Source organism: Pseudoalteromonas atlantica (assembly GCA_007988745.1).
In the GTDB taxonomy this organism is placed as follows: domain Bacteria; phylum Pseudomonadota; class Gammaproteobacteria; order Enterobacterales; family Alteromonadaceae; genus Pseudoalteromonas; species Pseudoalteromonas atlantica.
This window is the reverse complement of record BJUT01000003.1, coordinates 129,561-148,346: the sequence shown is the minus strand read 5'-3', so window position 1 is coordinate 148,346 and position 18,786 is coordinate 129,561. Positions and strand designations below refer to the sequence as shown.

Here is an 18,786-nt window from a genome sequence, read left to right as displayed (position 1 = left end):
AAATTATGTCTAAAGGGCTGCCGTTTGAGCTTAAATCGTACCTTGAACTTGTTGAGCTAACAGGGCGAGTAATGCGAGAGGGTAAGCACGGGCATATAGATAATATGACCCTTCCTTTGCTAGAAAGGCTTAATATATCATCAGAAAACTGGTTAAAACTCACCACACAATTTACACGCGTATTTCATGGTGCAGTGGGCAGGCCAGCCTCACAAGACGGGTATTGCGAAAACTTAAACCGAAAGCGGCGAGCGAATATCAGTAACTGCGCAAAGTTATTCGCTTAGAGCCTAATCACTTTTGAGCACTCCAACTACATAATGTAGGTTTTTTTGTGGCAGCCATTTGAGCTTTATTTAGCAATACTTCTATTTTAAAACTCAAATTTTTTTGGACAGTTAAAAACATAAATTCATTAGTTAACTTTAACCTTTTGTAATTTAGAAATTAAGGTGGGTGTCACGCTAAAAATTGTGCTATTGAGCACTCCCACTACATAATGTAGGGATTTTTGTGGCTGGCATTTATGCTTTAACTAGTAATACCTCTATTTTAAAACTCAAAATATTTTTGGACAGTTAAAAAACATAAATTCATTAGTTAACTTTAACTTTTTGTAATTCACTTTGTAGAAATTAGGTGGGTGTCAGACTAAGTAAGGGGCTTATGAATGCTATCGTTTTATTAAAAATACCTTCTAATGTTAAACTATAAAAAACTTAATGACTTAATATAGCAATGGCATTTTATCTTCCTCTTTTACAGCCTCATTTTAAACACATTGAAATTGGTAATACGCTAACATCGCTTTGGAGCGGGTGTGGCAGTATTGTCGAGTGCACGCTTGATGCCGAGCCATGTGTTATCAAAGCGATTAAAATACCAAGCTACATAAACCATCCAAAAATTAAACAAAGCGAATTTGCATTAAAGAGAAAGCAGCAGTCTTATAAAGTTGAATATAATTTTTATAGGTTATACAGCGCGTACTTACCGACAAGCGCTAAAAGTATTACCTGTATTAATGCAATTAATGATGGTGACGATTATGCGTTAGTATTTAAAAACTTTACTCAATATGGTTTTGCTCAAGCAAGCTCACAGCATATAAAGGCAATACTAAACTGGTTAGCATTTTTTCATGCCTTTAATTTAAATAAGCCAGCAAAGGGCTTATGGCAACAAGGGAACTATTGGCATTTGAGCACACGGCCAGATGAGTTTAATAAGTTAAAACAAAGCGCTGACAAAAAGTCCGATATTAAAAATGCGGCTCATAAAATTGATAAAACACTGCAAGCATCACCCTACAAAACCTTGATACATGGCGATGCTAAACTTGCCAATTTTGCTGCAAATGAGCAAAGTGAAATACTCGCTTATGACTTTCAGTATGTTGGGGCTGGGGTAGGGATTTGCGATGTAATGTATTTTATGACCAGCTGCTTAAGCGACGAGCAATTACATACCTGCGCCGATGAGTATTTACATTACTATTTTAGCCAATTAAAAAATGCGCTTTTAGTGTTTCAACCGCAAATAAATGCCGATGACGTAATTGCAAAGTGGCATGCATTATGGCCATTAGCTTGGGCCGATTTTTATCGTTTTTTAGCGGGTTGGAGCCCAACTCATTTTAAAATAAATAGCTACATGTTGGCGCAAGTAAATTTAACGTTATCAGATAACAACTTATAAACATAAAGCAGTGTGTCGCTTGCATAAATATCAAGCAAATCAATGCATTTTGGCACGATCTATGAAAACTTATTTAAAATTGCAGGTCAAATGACCTTTTTTAATATAAAATACCGCCAATTCTTGTATCAGTAGGTTTTTATCATGTCAATTCACGTAATTTCACACCCTCTAGTTCAACACAAATTAGGCTTAATGCGCGCTCACGGTATAAGTACTAAAAGCTTTCGTGAATTATGCTCTGAGGTAGGTACTTTATTAACCTACGAAGCAACTAAAAACCTACAGTTAGAAGATAACGAAATTACTGGCTGGGACGGCAACAAATTAAAAGTAGAGCACATTAAAGGCAAAAAAATTACTGTTGTGCCTATTTTACGCGCAGGCCTTGGCATGATGGATGGCGTAATGTCATTACTCCCAGCGGCTAAGGTAAGTGTAGTGGGCCTTGAGCGTAACGAAGAAACGCTTGAGCCAGTACCTTACTTTGAAAAGTTAGTAGGCAATATTGATGAGCGCTTAAGCTTAGTTATAGACCCAATGCTTGCAACTGGCGGCTCAATGATTGCTACTATCGATATGCTTAAAAAAGCAGGCTGTAAAGACATTAAAGTAATTGTACTGGTTGCTGCACCTGAGGGCGTTGAAAAAACATTAGCCGCTCACCCTGATATTGAAATTTTTACTGCCTCAGTTGATAGCCATTTAAATGAAAAGGGTTACATTATCCCAGGGCTTGGCGATGCAGGTGACAAAATTTTCGGTACGGTTTACTAAGGTTTAACAGTGCAAAATAATTCTACATTTTCTATAAAAACCATTTTAACCGGCGCCCAAATGTTGTTTGTAGCATTTGGTGCGTTAGTGTTAGTGCCTTTATTAACGGGGCTTGACCCAAGTGTCGCTTTGTTTACAGCGGGTATAGGTACTTTATTATTTCAGGTAGTGACGAAAGGCAAGGTGCCTATATTTTTAGCGTCATCATTTGCGTTTATTGCGCCTATTATTGCCTCAGTACAAATGTGGGGCGTACCAGCCACCATGGGTGGTTTAATGGCAGCGGGCTGTGCTTATATGCTGTTAGCGCTATTGGTTAAATTTAAAGGGGTGGCAACTCTTCATAAAATTTTGCCGCCTGTGGTCGTCGGCCCCGTTATTATGGTGATTGGTTTAGCCCTTGCACCGGTTGCGGTAAATATGGCAATGGGTAAAAGTGGCGACGGCAGTATTGAACTTATTGCTTACGATAAAGCCATTATTATTTCGCTGTTTTCTCTTGTTGTAACACTTATTTTTGCAGTGTGGGGCAAAGGTGTATATAAGCTGATCCCTATATTAGCGGGTGTTATATCGGGTTATGTTTTATCACTGGTAATGGGTGTGGTTGAATTTGGTAGCGTAAATGAAGCGAGCTGGTTGGCTGTACCAAACTTCACATGGCCCGAATTTAAGTGGCAAGCCATTCTCTTTATGGTGCCTGTTGCCATTGCACCTGCTATTGAGCATATTGGCGATATGATGGCTATTAGCCAAGTAACCAATAAAGACTTTTTAAAAAAACCAGGCTTACATCGCACCTTATTTGGTGATGGCTTAGCCACTGCCGCTGCCTCTTTATTTGGTGGTCCGCCAAACACTACTTACTCTGAAGTAACTGGCGCAGTGATGCTGACCAAAAACTTTAACCCTAAAGTAATGATGTGGACTGCTATAATTGCTGTGGTACTGGCCTTTGTGGCAAAAATGGGCGCTGGTTTACAAACAATTCCTGTACCTGTGATGGGCGGCATAATGATTTTGTTATTTGGCTCAATTGCGGTAGTGGGCTTAAATACGTTGGTTAAATCTGGTGATGACTTAACTGCACCCCGTAATTTAAGTATTGTGGCACTTATATTAGTATGCGGTATTGGCGGTATGCACATTGGGGGTAGCCAATTTAGCTTAGAAGGCGTTAGCTTGTGCGCCATTTTAGGTATTGTGCTTAACTTAGTATTGCCAAAAGCCGAACCAGAAACTGATTAATTTTGCACTGTATGTAAAATTTACGCACCAAAATAGCGCATACTAATTGCGCTATTTTTGTAAGTTACTAATAATTAAATAAAAATAATAGTGGTCTAGTACCTGCATTTGTTACTTCATAATATAAGGAGTTACTATGTCAGAGGCCAGTATTGTGGATATAACCCCATTTTTAGCAAAGCACCAATTGCCTTTAAAGTATCAGTACCTTAGTGAGCAATTTTTTATCCCGCTTGCACACGATATTCTAGAATCAAAAAAAAATAACACCCCTATTTTTGTCGCCATAAATGGATGCCAAGGTTCAGGAAAAACCACCCTCGCAGATTTTTTAGTTACTTGGTTTAGTAACAACACGCCGTTTACCAGTGTCGCGCTTTCTATTGATGATTTTTACTTATCTAAAGCACACCGCCAAGGACTTGCCAAAGACGTACACCCATTATTTGCCACCCGTGGTGTGCCTGGCACCCACGATGTAGGGTTAATGAATACCACCATAAGCCGGTTACTTGCAAAGGAGGTTGGCGTGCCTTTGCCTAAATTTGACAAGCATCACGACGATTGCAGCCCCGAGCAAACATGGCAATGTAACAATAAACCCATTGATATTATTATTTTAGAAGGCTGGTGCGTAGGTAGTGAGCCACAACCGTTATTTTCTTTAAGTGAGCCTATAAACGAGTTAGAAACACAGCACGATAAAGAAGGCGTGTGGCGTCGTTGTGTAAACAGTTGCCTAGCAAATGAATACAAAAGTGTGTTTAGTAAAATAGATTACACGGTGATGCTCAAAGCGCCGAGCTTTGAAGATGTATTTAAGTGGCGACAAGAGCAAGAGCAAAAGCTTATTGCCGCTAAGGGCGAGGGCGATGGCACCATGAGTGATGAGCAACTGGTGCACTTTATTTCTCATTTTGAGCGTATTACTCGCGAAAACTTAAACACCCTAAGTGCTAAAGCTAACGCCCTTATAGAGCTTGATAGTAATCGCGATATTAGTGCTATGCACTTAACCAGCGACGATACGCTGCAACCTATTATATTTACCGACTTAGATGGCACGTTACTCGATCACGCCGATTACAACACTAAAAATATCAGTAGCTTGCTGCAAGACTTACAAGCAGCCCACATTCCTGTGGTGTTTAATACGAGTAAAACATTTTGCGAAGTGGTTGAACTTAAAAACGAGCTTAATATTCAACAGCCTTTTATTGTTGAAAATGGCGCGGCTGCTTATTTACCCGTAGATTATTTTGAGCTTAAACCCATTGGCTGCTCGCAAGTAGGGGCGTATTGGTGTTATGCATTTGCATCACCCTTATCTAATTTACTTAGTGATTTAGGCTCCTTAAGCAGCGAATATAAATCGCATTATAAGTTATTTAGTGATTTGTCGAGCGAGCAAATATCATCCCTCACCGGGCTTGATGAAGCGCATGCAAGGCGCGCTCAAACACGCGATTTTTCAGACCCACTTTATTGGCACGGAAGCGATGAATTACTTAATGCGTTTGTAAACGATGTTAAAGCTCTCGGCTACGAAATAAAAATAGGCGGGCGGTTTATACATATTGCTAAAAACACCGATAAAAGCGCTGCACAGCAGTGGTTAGTTAAACAAATTTCACAACATTTTAGAAAGCCTCTCACGGTAATTGCACTAGGTGATAGTGACAACGATAAGCAGATGCTAGAGCAAGCTGATATCGCCATTATCATACATAACCCAAGCAGTAAAAAGCCGGTTAAGTTAACACATAACAAGGCGCGTTATTCCCAATCGCCCGCTCCACTGGGTTGGATTGAAGAAATAACCACATTGCCTTGTATTAGCAGCATTTTAAATACTATTGAGGAGCGAAAATCACATGGCTGATTTTTATCAAAATGGCATCATCACAACCTTACATAACATCGCCGATAGACCGGTAGAAGCGCTTGAAGAAGAGCTAATTAGTTTTAGTAAGCAACGGCCAATGGGGTTAATACTCCCTTCGTTGTTTAGTGAGCTTGAAGGCCCAGCGCTGCAAAACATTGTAAAAGAACTCAGAGAGGTTCCTTATTTATCGCAAATTACCATAGGTTTAGACAGGGCAGACGAGTCACAATACCGCCATGCTTTAGGCTTTTTTAAAGAGCTTAACCAAAACCACAAAGTGCTTTGGAACGATGGTCCTCGTTTGCAAGCGCTTGATAAAGAATTACAAGAGCTAGGCGTTGCACCGCGTGAGCTTGGTAAAGGCAGAAACGTGTGGTATTGCATGGGTTATAAATTGGCCACCTCAGAGGTAGAGTCGATAGCCCTGCACGATTGCGATATTTTAACTTACGACAGAGGTTTGTTAGCGCGCTTAATTTACCCTGTAGCACACCCTCGTTTTAATTATGAATTCTGTAAAGGCTTTTACCCACGTACTGCAAACGGCAAAATTAATGGCCGAGTATCGCGCTTATTAGTAACGCCGTTATTACGCTCGTTCAAAACTATTTTAGGCAATACCGACTACCTTGAGTACATGGATACCTTTAGATACCCGTTAGCAGGGGAGTTTTCGTTTAGACGTGATGTGCTAAACGATATTCGTATTCCGAGTGATTGGGGCCTTGAAATTGGCGTACTAAGTGAAATGTACCGTAATTATTCGCATAATCGCTTATGCCAAGTGGATATTGCTGATAACTACGATCATAAGCATCAGGAACTTTCTCTTGATGACCAAAACGCCGGTTTATCTAAAATGTCGATAGACATAACCAAGGCACTATTTAGAAAATTAGCCACTCAAGGGGTTACTTTTACCAGCGAAACAATTCGTTCTTTAAAAGCAACTTACTACCGTATTGGTTTAGACTTTATAGAAACGTATCATAACGATGCACTGATGAATGGTTTAACCTTAGATGTGCACCAAGAGGAAAAGGCCGTAGAAATGTTTGCCAAAAATGTTATGGAAGCAGGTCAGCACTTTTTAGATAACCCAATGGAAGCGCCATTTGTGCCAAGTTGGAACCGTGTTGTATCGGCCATGCCAGATGTTTTTGAGCGCTTAAGAGAAGCGGTTGATCTTGATAATAAAGAATTTAGTGAATAAATAAAACAATAATAAGGGGCGCGTGTGAATACAGTAAGCGAATTATTTTTACAGCGGGTAGAGCAACATCTACATATTATTTATAAAGATGTTGAACTGCCCTTAAGTATTACAGAGCTGGCTGAGCAGCTTATAACTATAATTTTAGGCGACAGCCCGCTGCGCGACCCTACACCCCATACTAACCGTTGGGACGAGCAAGATATTATATTAATAGCCTATGGCGACTCTATTATTAAGCACGATGAGGGAGACCAAGCTGTTGCAAAACCGGTAGAAGCACCGCTTAAAACCTTGCACCGGTTTATAAAAGAGCAGTGCGATATGCAGCTTAATGCTTTGCATATATTGCCATTTTACCCGTATAGCTCTGATGAAGGCTTTGCGGTAATGAACTACGTGCAAGTAAATGAATCGCTAGGAGATTGGCAAGATATAAAAAATATCGCCAAAGATGTAAAGCTAATGGCAGATTTAGTGATTAATCATTGTTCTAGCCGAAGTGTATGGTTTGAAAACTTTTTAAACGATTTGGACCCCGGCAAAGATTACTTTAAAACGGCAAGTTTAACCGATGATTTATCTAATGTAGTACGCCCGCGTACGTCACCACTATTAAATACGGTAACCACACCAAGCGGCGAAAAACATGTATGGTGTACGTTTAGCCACGACCAAGTTGATTTTGATTTTGGTAACCCGGAAGTTTTAAAAGAATTTATAAGCATTATTCGCCATTATTTAGATAACGGCGTACGTTTGTTTAGGCTAGATGCGGTTGCATTTTTATGGAAGCAGCTCAATACAAATTGCATTAATTTACCGCAAACGCATGAAGCAGTTAGGCTTATTCGCACCCTTATAGAGCATACTGAGCCAAGCGTTGTCATAATTACCGAAACAAACATACCAAACCAAGAAAACCTCTCTTACTTTGGTAACGCCAACGAAGCCCACAGTATTTATAACTTTGCTTTACCGCCCTTATTACTGCATACATTACTCAGTGGAGATAGCACAGCCATTAAGCATTGGATGATGAGTATGCCGCCTGCGCAAAACGGCACCACTTACTTTAACTTTATTGCCTCGCACGATGGCATTGGACTTAGGCCAATAGAAGGCTTGTTACAACCAAGCGAAGTAGCGTCATTGGTGAGTACGTCTATGCAGTTTGGCGGGCGTGTATCAATGCGCACCAGTAACGATGGTACGCACACACCGTATGAACTAAATATTGCACTTTTTGATGCATTACAAGGCACGCATAATGGGCAAGATAAGTTTGGCCTTGAGCGATTTATGTGTGCACACGCCATTATGTTTGCGCTTGAAGGGATCCCTGGGCTTTATATTCATAGCTTGCTTGGCACAACGAACGATTACGAACGCTTTGAAAACTCACAGCATAACCGTGCTATTAACCGTCATCGTTGGCAAGAGTCAAAACTATTATCGGCTTTAGGTGATAAATATAGCCATCATCACAAAGTGTTTAATGGTATTAAGCATTTATTAGGTATTCGAAAAAAACAAAGTGCATTTCATCCTAATGCCACGCAATTTACGCTGCACTTAGCGGGGGGATTATTTGGTTTTTGGCGGCAAAGTATAGACAGGCGCCAAAGTATATTTTGCGTTTATAACATAAGTGATAAACCACAAGTACTTACCCTTGCAGATTTAAACTTAATTAACACCCAGCAGTGGTTTGATTTAGTGGCTAATGAAACAATTACCGAGGATCAACTCACTATAGAGCTAGAGCCATATCAAAGTGTATGGTTAAGTAATATTAAATGAAGTGCAGTAATACCAATTTGCAAAATAGATCACTTAATTAAGCGCATTGGTATAAAAAGGCTCGCAGTGCGAGCCTTTAACTTAATTAATAAACGTTGTTACTAATTATAAGCTGTAGCTTAAGTTAATGTAGCCAAAGCGGCCAATGTTATCGTAACTTGCGCTGTTTTCGCCGGTCCCGCGTGTACCGTACGGAAGTTTACGATTAAATAGGTTATCAACACCTACTTTAACGCCTAAGCCGCTATCGAAGTTGTAACCCACTGTCATATCGGTAATAAAGTATTTACCGTAAGACATTTGGTTACTTGGGTTCGAGTTACTCGCAAGCTCTACATTTGTGTATAAATCAACTTCGCTGATAAAGCGTGTTTCAACCGTTGAATAAAAGTTATCCATTACGTAGCTTACAGATAGGTTAGTCTGCCATTTCGCTTCGCCGGTTGTACCTGCATACTCAATATATGAACTAGGATCATCCTGGAACGGGTAATCTTTGCGTTCAATAAGGTAAGTACCAATTAAACGTGTTTTAAAGCTACCTTCTAGCGCATCAAAGTCATAGCCTAGTTCAAAATCAACACCAGACGCCTTTTGACCAGCTACGTTAAGCACTGAGTTTTGAATCAGCGAAATTTCACCACTGGCATTACGTGTAATTAAATTACAGTACTGATTGTCTATACCTGTTGTGCTATCAACACAGCGGTCAAGTATTTCTTGCGCGTCGATTGTGTCAATTGCATTTTCTAGATCAATTTCCCAGTAATCTATAGTAAGCACAGCGTTTTCTAAAAACTCTGGTTGATAAACAATACCTACCGTTGTACTTGTAGACTCTTCACCTTTAACATCACGGTTACCGCTTGTTAAGCCATCTAAAGAGGCTGAGTCGTAACCTGAGTTAAAGTCACTTGCAACACCTAATGCAGCACAGTTTGCGGTGCGTGTTGCTGCATTTGATAAATTAGCTATGTTTTCAGCGCGGCACGGGTCTTCTACATTGTAGAAAGTTTGGCTTGCTGCACCAAATACTTCACTTATGTTAGGCGCACGAAGTGCTGCAGATTGCGTTACACGCACACGTAGTTCATCGTTAACAGTCCAATCAAGGCCTAGTTTCCAGCTAGTTGCTTCGCCAATTGTGCTGTAATCAGCATGACGTACTGCGGTATCAAATACTAAATCTTGAATAAGCGGTAAGTCAGTTAAAATAGGCATAGTTGCTTCAAAAAATACTTCACGCACATTAAACGAGCCTTTATCTTCGCCTAAAGCGTTAAAAAATGTACCTTCTGCGTTATCAGGCTCTTTTGTTTCGCTTTCTTCTTTACGGTATTCAGCACCAAACGCAACACCTACATAACCTGCTGGTAATTCAAATATAGCGCCATTGGCAAGTGAACCAGAAACCACGGTTTGCTTAATAGTTGACGTACCTACAGAGACCGTATTTATGTAATCAATCGCTTGCTGAGATGGTGCGCCAAAACCCATAATGTTTACCGGTACACAGCCATCAGCTTGTGCAGCAGCGCTGCGACATACGATGTTGCCATCTGCATCTTCAACGGCATCAAGGGCATTAAAGTAGTTGGCTAAAATCATATTAGCGCCATTTTCGCGCTCTAAGTCAGTTTGACCATACACAACTGATGTATCTAATTCCCAGTCTTCAAACACAGTCCCTTTTAAGCCTGTAACAAAACGCGTTGTTTCACGTGTATTATTTTCAACGCGGCGGCCAAGGTCACTCATCATGCGGTTAACCATGATTGAATCAACGCCTTCCTCTTGCATACGCGCTTTGATATCTGGGTCTAGGTAAGGGTTATCAATTTTAATGCTGTTGTCGCTGTCAAAAAAGAAAAACGCAGGTTGACCTATGCTTTCGCCTTGGCTATTTACGTATTTTGCATCAAAGTAGACGTTTAAATCGTCGGTAACATCGTAGTTAACTTTAAAGTTTACGTTGTAACGCTCAAACTCAGGTTGTATTTCTTCAAATTGGCCTAGGTTAAAAAAGTCACATTCTGCACATGAATATGGATCTGCGTTATTGCCTATGTATAAGTCACGAGCACTGCTATCCGGGTTAAAGCTATTAATAAATTTACTTGGATCTTCAAGTGCATAAACACCTGCATCATTGATGGCGAAATAACCCGCATTAGGTGTTAAAATTTTATCAGGAAAGTCAGCACTATTTTTGTTCTCATCCGTTTGGGCTTGGTTAGGTAAGCTGCTAAAAGATGTGCTAGTCCAAGGGTGGTCAAGTGCATTTAATGAATCTTGGCCTGAGTACTCAATAGCAAAAGCGGCATTACCACGGTCGTTATCAAAATTAGAGCCGTACGAGAACGTTGCTTTTTCGTTGTTGTAGCTGTTTAAATCGGCAAAACCACGGGTAACGCTAAAATCCATACCTTCAATGTTGTCTTTTAATATAAAGTTGACAACACCTGTAACCGCATCAGCACCGTATACAGCTGATGCACCACCAGTAATAATTTCTACTCGCTCAACCCAGACGCTCGGAATAGTATTTGTATCAACAGCTTGAGAGCTCGCTGAGCTAGATACGTGGCGCTTACCGTTTACAAGTACTAAGGTACGGTCGGTACCCATGTTACGTAAATCAAGAATGTTTAAACCAGCAGTACCAATAAAGCGGTCTGAGTTAGCCATTGAATATGTATTGCCAAGTGCTGGTAAGTTGTTTAGTGCTTCACCAATGTTTACAGCGCCAGTATTAATTAGCTGCTCGCCGCTTATAACTGTTACTGGTGCCGGTGCAATAGCGCCTTCACGTAAAATACGCGAACCCGTTACTTCAACGCGTTCAATTTTTGTCGCTTGCTCATCTTGTGCAAGTACAGAATTACTCGCTGTTGCAGCAGCAGTAATCAATGCACATTTAATGCTAGTAGAAAGTAAATTATGACGTTTCATGTGTTTCCCAAAGGAGATTTTATAATAATTAAATACATTATCTTTTAGCTAAATACACAGTGCATTTAGCCTAAGCCCTATAACTTTTGTTATAGGGCCGGCGATTATTGCATGCGTATTATTTTATTAAAAGCAACTAAAATAAGCCTAAATCACTAACATGAAATAAGTTACAGGTGAGTTGTTGTTAAATTAACAACAAAGCGAGGTGATGTTAGGAGTATAAGTTTTATGGGTGTTTACGGTTTGTTTATTAATTGCTGTCAATTAATTTACATTGGAATTGTATTGGTAATATTAAAGAGTTTATTTTGAGCGCCATTGATTTGATAATGGCTTAAATATAACCATTGAGTGTATTTTAACCTTTAAATGGGGTGCTCTAATTATAGGCGAATTTGTAAGGTTTATGTATTTAATTTAACTTGTTAAATGAGTCAACTTTTGAGAAATAGTAAGAATAAAAATTAAATTTGAAAATTTTTCACTATAAAACTTGCAGTATCACAATTTTTGTAAAGCCCCTTTACAGTTATCTAGCATCCTATGCACCTTGAGTTACTTTATTACGTAAACTTGATACACTTATACTGTTTTTTATAAATAGGTTTTACCATGAAGTTTTTAGTTTTAATTTTTACTTTTGTATTTAGTACTGCGGCCATTTCAGAGCAAGAAGTTGATCTCGAAGTTAATATGAAAAATACAGGCCTTGCTTATAAAAATGCGGTGCAAGCAGTAGGTATAGGTGGCTTTAATACCGCCATAGATAAGTTTATTACTTTGGTTGAAACCAGTAAAAAAGCGACCTTTCATAAAGAAGCACAAATGTCGCTACAAGGGCTAGATAAAGTTATTGCGCAAGCAAAGTTGGCAAAAAAATTAGCGAATGAGCGCGGGCTTGATGCAGCAAAGCCAGCCCTTAAAAATATAGATGATTTACGCAAGAAGTATCATGAGTTGCACGAGCCTCCGGGTTTTTTTGACTTATTGTTTGGTAATTAACCTCAGCTTTTTTGTAAATTAATGTCGAGCAGTTATTTCAGCGCTACATATGCTAACTTTTTCGCAGTAGCGCATTATTGATGCGCAGATTTGTGATGTTTTAATAAAATGTATAGCTGCAGATTAAGTAGTTTGAATGCTCATTTTTCAATATTTAGTAAAGCTCTTATTTAGGGTGCAGATTAATTAAGGAATAGTAATGGAAATTTCAGTGTCATTGTTAGAGGGTCAAAAACAAAGTGCAAAATTTGGCGACCTTGAAGTAATAAGCGATCAAAGTATTAATGCTGGTGGCGGTGCCGAGCACCCAGAACCGTTTGACTACTTTTTAGTAAGCATGGTGCTATGTGCTGGGTTTTATGCACGTAAATTTTGTGAGCAACGCGATATCTCTACACAAGGGATGACGCTTACGCAAAATAATGAAAACGTAGATGAAGAAGGTAAAAAATTATTTTCTATCGAAATTAATTTACCAGATGGCTTTCCTCAAAAATATAAAAAAGCACTTATTGCTGCGGTTAATACGTGTACTGTTAAAAAAGTGATTCAGGCCCAACCTGAGTTTTCTGTAGTTGTTAAATAAAAAATACGGGTAAACATGGTTCGTTTACCCGTATACTTCACGGAATTAGTGTTATTTTTTCTTCATTCCTTGTACTGCTTTAAAACGTGGATTGTCTTTACATATTACAAAAACACGTCCTTTTCGCTTCACTATTTGACATCCTGGTCATTGCTTAGCGCTTTTAAGCGAGCTTAATACTTTCATTACTCACCTTTTTTGGCAGTAGATAAGTTTTTAAAGCGACGGTTAAACTGCGCGACACGGCCGTCACTAGCCACCGTTTTTTGCTTACCAGTGTAAAATGGGTGCGAGTCGCTAGACACATCAATAGGCACATACGGATACGTTTTCCCTTCAAGCTCAATAGTGCGGTCTGTTTTAATGGTTGAGCCAATAATGAAGTAGCTATCGGCAGCTGTATCGTGAAAAGCAACCACGTTGTAATCTGGATGGATATTAGGTTTCATAATACGCCTCAAGTTGTTATGTGATAATATAACTATAGGTTATCGCGTTTACGGCATTTGTGCAAATGATTTTTACTCTCATTTACTGGTATTTTTGCTGGCTAATTGCGCAAACAATTCAAAAAATAACCACTTAAACCAAAAATACTGGCTATTAGTTTTTAGGCTGTTATAACTATATAAAAAGTGTTAACAAGAAAATTTTTACGGTTTAGAGGTAAGCTATGAGCGACGCAGCACAACAAGAACAAATAGACCAAGGGGTGATGGAAACCCTTAGAGAGCGCGATCACACAGTCTTATCTGAGCAAATTAATCCAATAGACTGTACACACAACGATATTATTGAGCTATTAGCACAATATATGGCGTTAAGTGAGCAAGATAACGACGAACTATTTGACGATTGGTTTGATAATCTAAATAAAGAACAGCACACTGTTTTAAAAGTGTTTGAGGTATACCGAGGCCAATACGAGCACCAAAATTAATACTTAGGCGCAGGTGAAACGCTCACTTAGCTGCGCCTTATTAATTAACCACCAACCTGAGCTTTGGATAATAAATCTATTTCAAGCTGCTAATTTGTTTTGTTTCACTTAAAATTTTAGCTAGCGAAAGCAAACTTAAATATTTTAACGCCAGCTCAGATTAATGAATGCAATTATAATCAGAGTGTTAAGGCATTTTCATACAGTTTTTGTCTGCATAGGACGGGGCTAAACTGACATCAGGGTTCCAAATTCTACCCCACACTTTACTTAGGCTACTTAAATTTGAGCGCTGATTTAGTTTTTCAAAGTTGCTTACCTGCACTCCTTTGTTAGTTTTTTCTCCAACTGCAAAATTAAATACGTAATAACACTCCATGCCCATACGTAAGTCGGATAAAACAATTTTATTTTGCTGCTCTTTCACGCTATAAAAACCTTTAGTAAACCACTGCAAACGTTTTATGCCCCATTCATTTTTAATATCGTTTAGCAAAGCGGGGCTTGTGTTATAGCGGTTTATTGTAACCTCTTCAGGGGAGTCAAATACCGAGGCATAACTTATGTAATATTGCCCATCAGACATCGCTACAACTCGCCATAGCAAGGTCGTAAGTGGGGCGGGGGTGCTTACATAGTTATTAATGTGTATGTGTTTATGTGCAAACGCGGCGTCTATTTTATTGTTAATTATTACTTTTAAAATAAGAGAGCTACATAAATAAAGGCTACTGAGCACAAGCATAGCGGCGTTAATTTTATAAATGCGCGGTGTATGTATTTTAGGTATTAAAGTGCACAGAAAGGCCAACAATAACGGCAGGGTGTACAGGGGATCAATTATAAATATATTTGAAATAGCAAAAGGGTGCTCGCTAAGCGGCCATATTAATTGCGTACCATATACTGTAAAGCTATCAAGTAATGCATGGGTCGATAAACATAAAAATACCAGCCAAAACCAGCGCGCTTTATGTATTTGCATGCCGGAGTGTATTTTTAAAATAAGCCAAACAATAAGGGGGCTAATTAATAAGTGCACAATAAACGAATGGCTAAAACCGCGATGATAAGTAAATGCCTCCACTGGCCCGCCATAAGGAATAAAAACATCTAAGTCGGGTAAAGTACCTAAAGCAGCACCCCATAAAGCGGCTTTTCGGCCAATTTTATTACCTAATGCGGCGTAACCTACTGCGCTACCTAAAACTACCTGCGTTAACGAGTCCATTTTATTCCTTTTTATTTAGGGTGTTAGTTATGCTGCCCTTGGGCTCAAAACCAATCCACAATAATACTTAATCATATTGCGGGGCTAAACGTGTCGCTACCTGCGTTAAAAAATTTTCATTTACGACTGCATGGATGCAGAAGCAATTGCTGAGAACAACGAAATAGCCAATTTTTTGCCTAGCTAGCAAAACGTTTTTCCAGCCACAATATAGATTACTTAATTAAACGTTTGGTATAAAACGTCACTTACAATTTCAGCAGTGGTTTTATAAAGTCTAAAAAGGCCATTATACGCGACGATACAGCACTGTTTTTGTAATACACCGCTTGCACAATTTCGCGGTTGTTTGGCGTGCTGATACTCCCTGGCAGTATTTCTATCAGCTTGCCTGATTTTAAATCATCACCAATCATAAAGTGCGAAAGCAGCGCCACCCCTTGGTTTGCCAAGCATAGTTGGCGTACAGTTTCGCCGCTACTTGCGGTTAGGCCAAAATTTAAAGCTGTGGGCGATTTTAGCGGCCAGTTATTAAGTTTGGGCGAGTCGGTAAAGCCAATGAGTTTATGCTGAGTTAAGTCGCTGGTGTGCGAAATAGTCGGTGTATGTTTAAGGTAACTAGGGCTTGCAACTAAATGCAATTTACTTACGCCGAGCTTTTTTGCATGTAGGTTGGAGTCTTTTAACTCGCCTATACGAATTGCTAAGTCGGTTTTATGTTCGAGCAAATCTATAATGCTGTCGTGGGAGGTTATATCGAGCGTAATGTGGGGATATTGCGTATTAAATTCAGCAATTAAAGGTACCAATTGGTGCAGTACAAAGGGGCTTGCTGCATCAATACGTAATTTTCCACTAGGGGCTTGTTTTAAAAGCTTTATTGCTTCTTCGCCGGTTTGTAAGGTGTTTAAGCCATCGCGAGCATATTTAATAAAGGTATGGCCCTCTTCGGTTAGCTCTAATCGGCGAGTGGTCCTATTTAGTAATGTACATTGTAACGTGTTTTCAAGGCGAGACACGGCCCGCGATACTTTTGCAACTTGCTGATCAAGCAAATTAGCTGCTGCTGAAAAACTTCCGCTATCTACTACCGTTAAAAACATTTCTAAGTCTTCGGTTTTTGCATGCTGAGCCATACGTGAGCACCTTACTTTTGCATTAATTACAAAAGTATTTTGTCACTAATGCTATTTTTTGCAAACACATTTTTAGTCAAACTGTAAGTCTTAACTAATAATGAGGATTTAATTATGCCATTGGCTTTGTGGGCGCTCACCTTAAGCGCATTTGCAATAGGAACAACCGAGTTCGTAATAGTGGGATTAGTGCCTACTATTGCAAACGATTTAGGCGTAAGCCTACCTTCAGCCGGTTTGCTAGTTAGTTTATATGCAGTAGGGGTTGCCATTGGTGCACCAGTACTGACCGCACTAACTGGGCGTTGGAACCGTAAAATTGTACTAATAAGCTTAATGGGCTTATTTGTTTTAGGTAACTTACTTGCATGGCAAGCGCCTAGTTACGAAACATTAATACTAGCGCGTATTTTAACAGGCTTGGCTCACGGGGTGTTTTTCTCAATTGGCTCAATGATTGCCACAAGCTTAGTAAGTAAAGATAAAGAAGCCAGTGCTATTGCTATTATGTTTACCGGACTTACTGTAGCGCTAGTGACGGGTGTGCCACTAGGCACTTGGATTGGCCAACACTTTGGCTGGCGAGCAACGTTTTTAGTGGTGTCGGTACTGGGTTTAATCGCTTTAATTGGCAGCGCTATTTTAGTACCAAAAAACTTAAAACAGTCTATTCCGGCAACGTTTAAAGAGCAGCTTCAGGTTATTGTTAAGCCGCGATTATTACTCGTATATTTAATGACAATTTTAGGTTACGGCGGCACGTTCACTGCGTTTACTTACTTAGCACCTATTTTAGAGCAAGAAACAGGTTTTGCTCCTTCAGCGATTGGTTTAATTATGCTGGTTTACGGTGTATCGGTAGCCATTGGTAATATTTGGGGCGGAAAACTGGCTGATAAACGCGGCCCAATTAGCGCACTGAGTATTATATTTAGTGCGCTGACAATTATTTTATTGGCTTTTACTTTTACGATGGAGTCAAAAGTAGCGGCCGTACTGACTATTTTAGTATGGGGTGCATTTGCGTTTGGTAACGTACCGGGTTTACAGCTTTATGTCGTAAAGCAGGCGCAAAAGCATACTCCTAATGCGGTAGATGTCGCATCGGGCTTAAACATAGCAGCGTTTAATATTGGTATCGCACTGGGCTCAATTATTGGTGGCAGTGTAGTAGAGGGTATGTCACTTCAAGATACCGCTTGGATTGGCGCAGCAATTTGTGCTCTAGCATTAGTAGTAACTCGTTACAGTGGCATGCTTGATAAGCGAGAAGTGAAACAAGCATAAAGTATTCTGTTAAGGTTGAAACTTAAATTTATGACCTCATTACCTGTATTGAGGTCATAAATTTTTAGGTGACAACACAAAAGAAGTAAAAGGTGTATTTCGTAAAACTTTAAACAGTTTGTATTTTTAACCGATTATTTTATAAGGATAGAGCCATGACACAACGTGTAATAGAAATGCCAGATTTAGGCATGGGAACATTCCGTTTAGAAGGCGATACCGCCTACAATTCAGTAAAAATGGCGTTAGAAGTGGGGTTTCGTCATATTGATACTGCGCAAATTTATGGTAACGAAGAGCAAGTAGGCCAAGCCATAAAAGATAGTAACATTCCGCGCAGCGAAATATTTTTAACCACCAAAGTGTGGAACAATAAGCTTAACAAAACTGACTTTATTGCCAGCGTTGAAAAGTCACTTGAGAAATTACAAGTAGACTCTGTCGATCTACTGCTTATTCATTGGCCAGCGCCTTCAAATGATGAACCAATGAGTGAGTACCTAACGGAGCTTTTAAAAGCTAAGCAGCTTGGTTTAACAAAACATATTGGCGTATCTAATTTTACTATTGCCAACTTAAACGAAGCAATGCAAACACTTGATTCGCGTGAAATATTTACTAACCAAGTTGAGGTGCATCCGTATTTAACCAATACTAAGCTACGCGCTTTCTGTGCCCAGCACGACATTCACGTTACAGCGTATATGCCATTTGTAGTTGGTAAAGTACTTAAAGATCAAACTATTATTGATATTGCTAATAAGCATGAGGCATCGCCAGCGCAAGTAGTTATTGCATGGATTAATGCCAACGGCATGACCACCATTCCATCGTCAACTAAGCGTAAAAACTTAGAAGATAACTTTAATGACCATGTTAAATTAGACGCTGAAGACATTGCTCGTATTGACGGACTTGATTGTGGCGACCGCCAAGCTACGCCTGATTTTGCGCCGCAGTGGGATCAGTAATAAAATACGCAAAACAACATTAGGTGTAGCAAAGCTGCACCTTTATTTTTTTAA

General features: G+C 39.5%; 15 protein-coding genes and 2 pseudogenes. 12 read left to right on the top strand and 5 right to left on the bottom strand.

Annotation, left to right across the window (positions count from 1 at the left end; translation table 11 throughout):
- From PAT01_RS03440 to PAT01_RS03410, 7 genes and pseudogenes are all read left to right on the top strand, one after another.
- Positions 1-287, top strand: a pseudogene (locus tag PAT01_RS03440) (transposase); the annotation flags it as partial.
- Positions 288-738: 451 nt separating this feature from the next.
- Positions 739-1,698 (top strand): phosphotransferase, encoded by a 960-nt coding sequence (locus PAT01_RS03435; protein WP_154944750.1) that lies wholly within the window; start codon positions 739-741, stop codon positions 1,696-1,698.
- A gap of 144 nt (positions 1,699-1,842) precedes the next feature.
- Complete coding sequence (gene upp / locus PAT01_RS03430; RefSeq protein ID WP_004586497.1) at positions 1,843-2,475, top strand: uracil phosphoribosyltransferase; 633 nt, start codon at positions 1,843-1,845, stop codon at positions 2,473-2,475.
- A gap of 9 nt (positions 2,476-2,484) precedes the next feature.
- Positions 2,485-3,723 carry a uracil-xanthine permease family protein gene (locus PAT01_RS03425; RefSeq protein ID WP_054981874.1) on the top strand — a complete coding sequence of 413 codons (1,239 nt, stop codon included), beginning with the start codon at positions 2,485-2,487 and terminating at the stop codon, positions 3,721-3,723.
- Positions 3,724-3,859: 136 nt separating this feature from the next.
- Entirely contained in the window at positions 3,860-5,605 is a 1,746-nt protein-coding gene (locus PAT01_RS03420) for an HAD-IIB family hydrolase (RefSeq protein ID WP_138577316.1), read from the top strand.
- A complete protein-coding gene (locus tag PAT01_RS03415; protein WP_029771978.1) occupies positions 5,598-6,821 on the top strand; it encodes a glycosyltransferase family protein in 1,224 nt (407 codons plus the stop codon). Before PAT01_RS03420 ends, PAT01_RS03415 begins: the two co-directional genes overlap by 8 nt.
- Positions 6,822-6,845: 24 nt before the next feature.
- Positions 6,846-8,624, top strand: coding sequence for a sugar phosphorylase (locus PAT01_RS03410; protein ID WP_004586493.1), 1,779 nt, complete (start codon positions 6,846-6,848; stop codon positions 8,622-8,624).
- Positions 8,625-8,729: 105 nt separating this feature from the next.
- Here the strand turns inward: PAT01_RS03410 and PAT01_RS03405 are convergent, their stop codons facing one another.
- Positions 8,730-11,576 carry a TonB-dependent receptor domain-containing protein gene (locus PAT01_RS03405; protein WP_154944748.1) on the bottom strand — a complete coding sequence of 949 codons (2,847 nt, stop codon included), beginning with the start codon at positions 11,574-11,576 and terminating at the stop codon, positions 8,730-8,732.
- Between the two features lie 615 nt (positions 11,577-12,191).
- Here PAT01_RS03405 and PAT01_RS03400 point away from each other — a divergent pair.
- Positions 12,192-12,581, top strand: a complete 390-nt coding sequence (locus PAT01_RS03400; protein ID WP_024031804.1) for a cytochrome b562 — start codon at positions 12,192-12,194, stop codon at positions 12,579-12,581.
- A gap of 199 nt (positions 12,582-12,780) precedes the next feature.
- Positions 12,781-13,167, top strand: coding sequence for an OsmC family protein (locus PAT01_RS03395; protein ID WP_004586490.1), 387 nt, complete (start codon positions 12,781-12,783; stop codon positions 13,165-13,167).
- A gap of 51 nt (positions 13,168-13,218) precedes the next feature.
- On the opposite strand, the pseudogene ykgO reads toward PAT01_RS03395, so the two are convergent.
- Together ykgO and PAT01_RS03385 are read right to left on the bottom strand one after the other, a co-directional pair.
- A pseudogene (gene ykgO / locus PAT01_RS03390) lies at positions 13,219-13,353 on the bottom strand (type B 50S ribosomal protein L36).
- Complete coding sequence (locus PAT01_RS03385; protein WP_004586488.1) at positions 13,353-13,616, bottom strand: type B 50S ribosomal protein L31; 264 nt, start codon at positions 13,614-13,616, stop codon at positions 13,353-13,355. The pseudogene ykgO and the gene PAT01_RS03385 overlap by 1 nt, the downstream one beginning before the upstream one ends.
- A gap of 224 nt (positions 13,617-13,840) precedes the next feature.
- Here PAT01_RS03385 and PAT01_RS03380 point away from each other — a divergent pair, with 224 nt between their 5' ends.
- Complete coding sequence (locus PAT01_RS03380; protein WP_024031803.1) at positions 13,841-14,107, top strand: hypothetical protein; 267 nt, start codon at positions 13,841-13,843, stop codon at positions 14,105-14,107.
- Positions 14,108-14,294: 187 nt separating this feature from the next.
- On the opposite strand, the gene PAT01_RS03375 is transcribed toward PAT01_RS03380, so the two are convergent.
- Both PAT01_RS03375 and PAT01_RS03370 read right to left on the bottom strand, forming a co-directional pair.
- Positions 14,295-15,338: a metal-dependent hydrolase gene (locus tag PAT01_RS03375; protein WP_154944746.1), complete on the bottom strand. Its 1,044-nt coding sequence runs from the start codon at positions 15,336-15,338 to the stop codon at positions 14,295-14,297.
- A gap of 248 nt (positions 15,339-15,586) precedes the next feature.
- Positions 15,587-16,474, bottom strand: a complete 888-nt coding sequence (locus tag PAT01_RS03370; protein WP_138577310.1) for a LysR family transcriptional regulator — start codon at positions 16,472-16,474, stop codon at positions 15,587-15,589.
- A 114-nt stretch (positions 16,475-16,588) separates the two neighbouring features.
- On the opposite strand from PAT01_RS03370, the gene PAT01_RS03365 reads away from it, so the two are divergent.
- A complete protein-coding gene (locus PAT01_RS03365) occupies positions 16,589-17,761 on the top strand; it encodes an MFS transporter (protein ID WP_004586485.1) in 1,173 nt (390 codons plus the stop codon).
- 155 nt (positions 17,762-17,916) lie between these two features.
- The gene (dkgB, locus tag PAT01_RS03360; protein ID WP_004586484.1) at positions 17,917-18,732 is read left to right on the top strand and encodes a 2,5-didehydrogluconate reductase DkgB; all 816 of its coding nucleotides are present in this window, start codon (positions 17,917-17,919) and stop codon (positions 18,730-18,732) included.
- Positions 18,733-18,786 lie beyond the last annotated feature (54 nt).